The sequence below is a fragment of the Clostridium sp. 1001271st1 H5 genome (assembly GCF_005845215.1).
Taxonomy (GTDB): Bacteria; Bacillota; Clostridia; order Lachnospirales; family Lachnospiraceae; genus Enterocloster.
The window spans coordinates 212,992-221,074 of record NZ_SPHO01000011.1; the positions used below are offsets into that span (position 1 = coordinate 212,992).

Genomic DNA, 8,083 nt, shown 5'->3' on the forward strand with positions numbered 1-8,083 from the left:
AGGCTACCTTCTGCCGTATTTGCGGAACACATAGCCCAGGCCCCCGGCTGTACACAGTATGATGAGGACAGCCACCACGCCCCATACCGTCTTTGTCTTAACCGATACCCTGAAATCAGCGCTGGACTGGGTCTGCTCGCAGGCTGCGGTAAATGTGTTCACATAATCCCCTGTGACGGCTTCCGAAGAAGGCTTTACATGGGCGATGACCTCTGTGGTGCTTCCTGCCGGTATGGACGGGATGATATTGTTCTCCGTGTTGTAGGTCACGGTCCAGCCTGTTGGCAGGGATGAATTCAGAGAAACATTTTCCAGGTCCACATTACCTGTGTTGGTGATGTTAAGCGTCACGTCCGAGGACCGTCCCGCATAAGCGTCAAAGCTCAGGCGTCCGTCCGGGGTGGAAACCTTAAGGCCGTAGCTGCCTGTAATGACCACCTTCAGGCCGATGTCCAATGTCTCCTCCGCCGACACAGCGCTGCAGGATATGTCATATTCCCCTGCCCCAACACCCTCGGGCGGCGTCACGGACACGGTCATGCCCTTGCTGGCCCCTGACTCCACCTCCAGGGCAGCCACCTTAGCGGTCTCGCCGGTTGGGGTAAAGCTCACGCCCCATCCGGAAGGCGCATTGGACGACAGGCTGTAGGACTGTGTCTTAAGCCCGTTGTTAATCAGGGTGGTGCTGAAAGTGAAATTAGTGCCTGTGGTACCCTCCTGCTGGGGATATTCCGAGATAAAGCTTCCCTTTCCGGCGTTCATCTCATTTACCATAAAGGAAATGGGAAGGCTGGCCGTAAGTCCCTCTCCTGCAGCTGCCCTTACCTCCACGGTGTAGGTTCCCTCTGTCAGCTCCTTCGGAACCGTCACGTGAAGGGTCATCTGGGAGCCGTCTCCTCCGTTTTTCACATGGATACGGCTCACCTGATAGCTGCCGCCCTGGAGATATCCGTCCCATCCCTCGGGCATGGAAGCCACCTCCACATCCGCGTCCAGGCTGGCTCCGGTGTAGTTCTCCAGTGTAATGGGAATATTCAGGTTATCCCCCGGCTTCACGGATATTCCGGGGTAGTCCGTATTCAGTTCCAGCCCGCCGGCCCCGTAAGCCGTATGGGCGCCCATGAATACCAGGAACAGCACCGCTGCCACGGCCAAGAGAAATGCCGGAAATCCAAATTGCTTACCTGCCTTATCCTTTCTGATTACCACTGCTTTCTCCATTATTTCCTCCTTTTGCCCGATACGGGCATCTGTATTTTCTACCAGCTATCATAATAGAGAAACCTTTAGCCAACCTTTAATAAGTTTGAACATACTGTGAAAAAATACAGTGCCGTGGTTCTACCCGTTCCGCAAAAAGAAGGAGCCGCGCACCGGGCGCAGCCCCTTCTGCTTTTCCTCCGGCAGAGCCGGATTCAGGAATTACTTATCGGCTGATGTATTCTGCTACAACCGAGTTGGCTTTTTCCACGGTCCGCTCCTCATCCACGCGGACCAGCCGTCCCTCCCTGACCACCACTTCCCCGTTTACCACTGTGTAATCCACGCTGCCCTTAAGCCCCACCGTACACAGCATGGATTTAGGGTCAAACTGGGCGCCGGTCAGCTCCATCCGGTTCATGTCCACCAGGAAGAAATCCGCTGCCATGCCCACCGCTATCTGGCCCAGGTCATCCCTTCCCAGTATGCGGGCGCTTCCCCTGGTGGCTATCTTCAGGATGTCATAGGCTGACGGCGCCTGACGGCTCCACTGGAGGCGGTGAAGCAGATAGGCCACCCGCATTTCCTCCAGAAGATTGGAGCCGTCGTTGCTGGCGGAACCGTCCACAGCCAGCCCCAGGGGCACTCCCAGCTCCAGCATCCTGGGCACCAGGGCAACGCCGGAGGATAACTTCATATTGGAAATGGGACAATGGGCCACTCCTGTTCCTGTCTCTGCCAGGCGTCTCAGTTCATTCTCAGTGAAATGGATTCCGTGGGCATACCACACATCCTCCCCTATCCATCCCAGACTCTCCATATACTCCAGGGGCCGCATCCCAAAATGCTCCAGTGTGAACCGCTCCTCATCCTTTGTCTCTGCCAGGTGGGTGTGGAGCCTGACCCCCAGCTTCCTGGCCAGCTCTGCTGATTCCTTCAGAAGCCTTCCCGTCACGCTGAAGGGGGAGCAGGGGGCCAGCGCCACCTGATGCATGGAATACCGGCCCTTGTCGTGAAATTTTTCCACTGCCCGCTCTGAGTCCCTAAGAATCTCATCCACGGTCTGCACCACGCTATCCGGAGGCAGTCCCCCATCCTTTACGCTTAAGTCCATACTCCCCCTGGTGGCGTGGAAACGGATGCCCAGGGCATCAGCCGCCCCGAACTGGGCATCCAACAGCCCGTTCCCTGCCTGCCCCGGAAACACATAGTGGTGGTCCAGACAGGTGGTGCACCCTGTTTTCAGCAGCTCTCCCATGCCTGTAAGCGCACTGTAATAGACCACGTCCCCATCCACGTGCTTCCAAATCTCATATAATGTTTTCAGCCATGGAAATAACTCCATGTTCTGTACCTGCGGTAAATTACGGCTGAATGTCTGATATAAATGATGGTGTGTATTGATAAGCCCCGGATACATCACCATGTCAGATGCGTCAATCACATCCCCCGCTGTTTCTTCTTCCCGTCCGATTCCGGCAATGACTCCGTCCCGGATTAATACGTCCACACCCTCAAGCAGTCTGTCATCCCCGTCACATGTAACAAGATGCTTAACGTTCTTTACGAGTAAGGTTCCCTTCATGATTACCTCCTGATGTAAGTTCATAAACAATCTTTGTTTCATAGACTATATGACTGGTATACTGCCGGCGGCACGGGTGTCCGCGATGCACCCTCATACCGGTTCAGTCTATATGATACCCGACGTATGCCCCGTGGTCCCAGCTATGTTTTAAACAGCGATATAGATATGATTTTTTCAAAGAACAATTTGATACCATAACAATATAGCAATCTTTTCAGCTGAAATCAATGTCCAATGCGGCAAATCTTTATGCAATTTTTTATGCATATCTAACAATTTTTTTGCATAGAAAAAACCGCCTTTGTCTGATTTCTTATTACGTTTTTCTTTATTTTATCTAAAAATATTGTAACTATCCACCTTTTTTATTATAATAGGCTGTATAAAACATGTATTGATACATGCAGGAAAGGTCAAAGTAGGTACCCCTATGAACAGTATCCTGGACAATGACTTATTTCAGGCCCTCTCAACCACATCCCATCACGTATATATCTATGCCTGCGACATGAAGAAAGACCTGTCCCGCTGGTCGGAAAATGCCGTGGACTATTTTGACATGCCCGGAGAGTACATGACAAATGCAGGCAGTATCTGGCTGAAGCGCATTCACCCTGACGACAGGGAGCGGTATACCAGGGACCTGGAACAGGTATTCTCCGGCAGGAACACCCACCACAAATGTGAATACCGCGCCCTGAACCGGCACGGTGAATATGTGTGGCTGGAATGCCGGGGCACACTGATTCTGGACGGTGAACAAAAACCAAAACTGTTTGCCGGTCTCATGACACGTCTGGATGCCAAAAACAAATACGACCCCCTGACCAACCTGAAAACCATCTATGCGTTTAACAACTGCGACTTCACCGGAAAGCCCGGCTCCCTGCTTCTCATTGACCTGGACCATTTCCGTGAAATCATCAATAAATTCGGTTACAGCTTTGGGGACAATGTCCTTTACCGCTTCAGCCGGAAGCTGGAACTGCTGTGCGGACCGGACCGGGATGTCTACCGGCTGGAGGGGGATGAGTTTATCATCCTGTCCCCCGGAGGAACCGTAAAAGACACCGAAGCTCTTTTTGGGGAAATTACCCTGGCCGCCCGGAACCTGTGCGGACCCGACGGACAGGCAGTCCATTTAAGCATATCCGGCGGCGCTGTCCTCTATCCCGAATACGGCAGTAAACGGGACGTGCTCTTGGGATGCCTGGAACATTCCCTGGAGCATGCCAAACAGATTTCCCGCGGAAACCTGGTATTCTTCTCCCTGGAAATCGCTGAGCACCACAACCGCACCATACAGCTGAAGCATGCACTGACCCGGTCCATACAGAATCAGTTTCAGGGGTTCCAGCTTTATTACCAGCCCCTGGTGGATGCCTCCTGCCACAGGGCGGTTGGATGCGAAGCCCTTCTTCGCTGGTTTGACCCGTCCATCAAATGGGCCACCATCACTGATGTCATCCGGCAGCTGGAATACAGCGGGGATATCCATATAGTGGGGCGTTTCATCGTGGACCAGGTATTCCAGAAGGCAAGGAAATGGCAGAAGGATTTTCCGGGACTGATGGTTGGATTCAATGTATCCTATCTTCAGTTTAAGGATTCCGGATTTGTGGACTATCTGATTCAGAAAGCCAATGACTATCAGCTGAATCCCGGATTTCTCTGCATTGAGCTGACAGAGAGTTCTAAGGTGGATGATTTCAACACCCTGGCCGGGTGCTTTGAGAAGCTTCGGTCATTTGGCTTTTGCATATCCCTGGACGACTTTGGGATTGCCTACTCCACCCTGCTGCTGATTCGCAACCTTCCCGTGGACTCTGTGAAGATTGACCATTCCTTTACCCTGCACTTAACCCCGGACAATACCATGGATTTGGCTATTGTGGAATGTGTGGTGAACCTGTGCAGGAAACTCCAAATCAACATTGTGGTGGAAGGTGTGGAGACCGGGGAGATACTGGATATCACCAGCAAATTCCCTGTCTCCCTGCTCCAGGGCTATTTCTTTGACCGTCCCATGCCGGCTGATGAATTTGAGAAAAAGATATTCAAGATATATGGATAGCCGAAAGCCCTGCATGGACCGCCCCTGTGAGACGGCCCGTACAGGGCTTACTAAACACTGGATTACATACTTGTACCGTAAATCATATTCGGCAGGAACAGCACCAAATCCGGGAAGAATACACAGATAGCCAGCGTTGCCATGATAGCTATGAACAACGGAAGGGAATACTTCGTGGTCTCCTGCACCGAACAGTCCATGATATTGGAACAGGTGTACAGCGCAACTCCAACCGGAGGCGTGGAACAGCCCATGGTAACAATGGTCATCATGATGATGCCGAAGTGAACCGGGTCAATGCCGTACTGTGTGATAATCGGAATCAGGATGGGAGTAACAATCAGGGTAATAACCGTTGTCTCCATGAACATACCGAACACGGTCAGCATAATTAAAATCAGCAGCAAAAGTATGTATTTATTGCTGGTCAGGCCCACCAGCAGAGTGGTCAGGGTCTTGGGCAGCTGGTCAAATACAACGCCGTAGCTGAATATGCCGGAGAAAGCCAGAATCATGGTAATCACGGACAGGTCCTTTACGCTGTCAATGACGCACTTCTTAAACTTCTCAAGGTTCAGTTCCTTGTAAATAAAGATACCTACAAACAGCGCATAAAATACTGCAAAGGCACCGGATTCTGAAGGCGTCATAACACCGAAACGAATCAGCACAATCAGCAGGATGGGAAACAGCAGGGCCCATATACTCTCAATACAGGACCTGATGATAACGCCTGGAGGTGAAGGCTTGTCGTGGTCCGGCTTATATCCGTAGTGCCGTGCGGACCAGGAGGTGGCAATCATCATAAAGATACACATAATGATGCCTGGAAGGAATCCGGCTACAAACAGCCGGCCAATGGAAACCTCGCCCACGGTACCGTAGAGAATCAGGCCCATGGAAGGCGGAATCGTGGCCACAATCAGTCCTGACAGACAGTTAATGGCAGCGGCCCAGCCAGGCGCATAGCCTCTCTTTGTCATCTCAGGCCCAAGGATACGGCACTCCATGGCTGCGTCCGCCACAGCGGAACCGGATACGCCGCCCATCAGGGTGGATAAAACCACAGATACCTGGCCGATGGAACCGTACATATGTCCGGTCAGTACGTTTGCCAGCTTTACCAGACGGGATGTGATGCCTGTGTTGTTCATCAGGTTGCCGGCAAAAATGAACAGCGGAATGGCAAGCATGGTAAAGGACTGGGTGGTGGACAGGGATTTCTGCACCAGAATGGTCCATGGAATCTCCGGCCTCATCAGGAAAAAGGAAAATCCGGACACTGCAATTGCAAAGGCCACGGGCATTCCAAGGAACAGGAGAATCAAGAAAAATCCAACTGCACTTAACATTAATTAACCCCCCATTCTTTCATTGGTTTCCTGATATCGCCTAGCATCTTGCCCAACATGCTGAAGAACATCAGCAGGGAGCCCACCGGCACCGCCAGGGTACACCAGGCATAGCTCATCTTCAGGGTATTGAAGGTGCGGTTCCAGCTCTGGGACACCAGCAGGAAACCGTAAACAATCAGAATCAGCAAAAACAGCAACATGAAAACGTCAAACACCAGCATCAGAGTCTTCTGTACCGATTTCGGGAACCGGTTGGACAGCATGTCGATTCGAATCAGGCCGCCGCTCTTGATGATGATATCAGAGCCGATAAAGGTCAGCCATCCAAATGCCAGCAAAGAAACGTCCTGAGCCCAGTTCACCGGCATTCCGACGGTTCTGGCCACTGCGGACCAGAACACCAGAACGGCAATCATGCATAACATTGCACCGGCCAGAAGCTCCTCTGTCTTTAAAATAACAGCAGAAATTTTTTTCATTTAAAAGCTTCCTTTCTGTATTGCGAAAAGTACCTGCGGATTAGTTGGTCTTGCCAATCTCCTTGTACAGTTTATCTCTCAGTTCAGCATATCCAAGTTTCTCATATACCGGGTCAACCGCTGCCTTAAATGGAGCAATATCCGGCTCTACGATGGTCATTCCTGCCTCAACCATTGCCTTCTCAGCCTCGTCAGCCTCAGTCATAACATCAGCAGCCGTCTCCTGGCCAACCTCAATGGAAGTCTCAACCAGCAGGGTCTGTAAATCCTCAGGCAGGCTCTCGAACCAGCTCTGGCCGCAGATTAATCCCTGCATCAGCTGGAAGTGGCCGGTCTTTGACTGATACTTGCACACTTCATACAGTCTGGACGGATAGGTAGACGTGTTCTGTGCTTCGCAGCCCTCCAATGCCTTGGACTGGATACCGTTGTAAACCTCGCCCCATGACATGGAAATCGGGGTGGCGCCCATGGCCTGGATGGTCTCTGTACATACTTCCTGTCCGATGGTACGGATTCTCATGCCCTTCAGGTCATCCGGTGTGTTGATTGGCTTGTTGGTCATGAAGTGACGGGGGCCGTCATAGAACGTAAAGGACAGGATTTTGATGCCATGGTCCTTGGACAGGGTGTCTGTCCAGCCCTTAAATGTATCTGTCTGAGTTATCTTATAGCACTCATCATAGTTATCAGCAAAATAGCCCATCATCAGGATGGAGAAGTCCTTCACATACTGTCCCATACGGGAAGCATCTGTGTTGACTGCCACATTGGCGCCCTGGATGGCCTGCTCCAGCACATCCTCATCGCTGCCCAGCTGGCCGGACGGGAATACGCTTACCTTCAGCCTGCCGCCTGATTTCTCATTTAACACATCCGCCAGCTTCTGGTAGTTCCTGGTAATCAGGGCCTGCTCTGTCTGGGAAGTGGAAATCTTTAATTCATATACCTTGTCATCGCCTGCGGCAGCTTCACTGCTGTCCCCTCCCTGGGCCTGTGTTGCAGCCGGCTGGGCATTTCCCATACCCGGCATGCCGTTGCATGCAGTTACTGTCATCATTGCTGCTGTGAGAACACCTGCTAATAAAACTCTCTTTTTCATAGTTATCCCCTTTCCTTAAGTTGTCCAGCGTAACGCCATTCGCTAAACGTTTACATATTTTACTTATTTAGTATAAACGTTTACATATTTTCCATCAAGCATTTTTTGCAAAAAAGTTTAACAGATTTTTAACGCCATTTTTATGCAATCTTCACAATTTAAGAATTTTCAAAAAAGTTTATGGTTTTTTCCGCTTTCATTTTGACATTGTTTCAAGACCCGTCTTTGGACTTTAACACCATAATTCTTTAGGGGCAATTCAACACATCATATATTTACAGTCAG

The 8,083-nt window shown here is 51.0% G+C and carries 6 protein-coding genes; 1 reads left to right on the forward strand and 5 read right to left on the reverse strand.

The features are described from left to right. Positions 1 to 3 precede the first annotated feature (3 nt). Positions 4 to 1,221, reverse strand: a complete 1,218-nt coding sequence (locus tag FGS84_RS17930; protein ID WP_138309811.1) for an NEW3 domain-containing protein — start codon at positions 1,219 to 1,221, stop codon at positions 4 to 6. 205 nt (positions 1,222 to 1,426) lie between these two features. Next, positions 1,427 to 2,785 (reverse strand): 8-oxoguanine deaminase, encoded by a 1,359-nt coding sequence (locus tag FGS84_RS17935; RefSeq protein WP_138309812.1) that lies wholly within the window; start codon positions 2,783 to 2,785, stop codon positions 1,427 to 1,429. Positions 2,786 to 3,218: 433 nt separating this feature from the next. Between FGS84_RS17935 and FGS84_RS17940 the strand changes: the two genes are divergently transcribed. Continuing rightward, the gene (locus FGS84_RS17940; RefSeq protein ID WP_138309813.1) at positions 3,219 to 4,862 is read left to right on the forward strand and encodes a GGDEF and EAL domain-containing protein; all 1,644 of its coding nucleotides are present in this window, start codon (positions 3,219 to 3,221) and stop codon (positions 4,860 to 4,862) included. 62 nt (positions 4,863 to 4,924) lie between these two features. On the opposite strand, the gene FGS84_RS17945 is transcribed toward FGS84_RS17940, so the two are convergent. Genes FGS84_RS17945 through FGS84_RS17955 form a run of 3 tightly spaced genes read right to left on the reverse strand, consistent with a single transcriptional unit; the run spans position 4,925 to position 7,798 of the window. Then, a complete protein-coding gene (locus tag FGS84_RS17945) occupies positions 4,925 to 6,214 on the reverse strand; it encodes a TRAP transporter large permease (RefSeq protein WP_138309814.1) in 1,290 nt (429 codons plus the stop codon). Further along, a complete protein-coding gene (locus tag FGS84_RS17950) occupies positions 6,214 to 6,696 on the reverse strand; it encodes a TRAP transporter small permease (protein WP_138309815.1) in 483 nt (160 codons plus the stop codon). Before FGS84_RS17950 ends, FGS84_RS17945 begins: the two co-directional genes overlap by 1 nt. Positions 6,697 to 6,736: 40 nt before the next feature. Beyond that, entirely contained in the window at positions 6,737 to 7,798 is a 1,062-nt protein-coding gene (locus tag FGS84_RS17955) for a C4-dicarboxylate TRAP transporter substrate-binding protein (protein ID WP_138309816.1), read from the reverse strand. Between the last annotated feature and the right edge of the window lie 285 nt (positions 7,799 to 8,083).

Excerpts from the sequence above, each read along its gene's own strand:
- FGS84_RS17955 (WP_138309816.1), bottom strand. The coding sequence starts at position 7,798 with ATGAAAAAGAGAGTTTTATTAGCAGGTGTTCTCACAGCAGCAATGATG.
- FGS84_RS17950 (WP_138309815.1), bottom strand. The coding sequence starts at position 6,696 with ATGAAAAAAATTTCTGCTGTTATTTTAAAGACAGAGGAGCTTCTGGCC.
- FGS84_RS17945 (WP_138309814.1), bottom strand. The coding sequence starts at position 6,214 with ATGTTAAGTGCAGTTGGATTTTTCTTGATTCTCCTGTTCCTTGGAATG.
- FGS84_RS17940 (WP_138309813.1), top strand. The coding sequence starts at position 3,219 with ATGAACAGTATCCTGGACAATGACTTATTTCAGGCCCTCTCAACCACA.
- FGS84_RS17935 (WP_138309812.1), bottom strand. The coding sequence starts at position 2,785 with ATGAAGGGAACCTTACTCGTAAAGAACGTTAAGCATCTTGTTACATGT.
- FGS84_RS17930 (WP_138309811.1), bottom strand. The coding sequence starts at position 1,221 with ATGGAGAAAGCAGTGGTAATCAGAAAGGATAAGGCAGGTAAGCAATTT.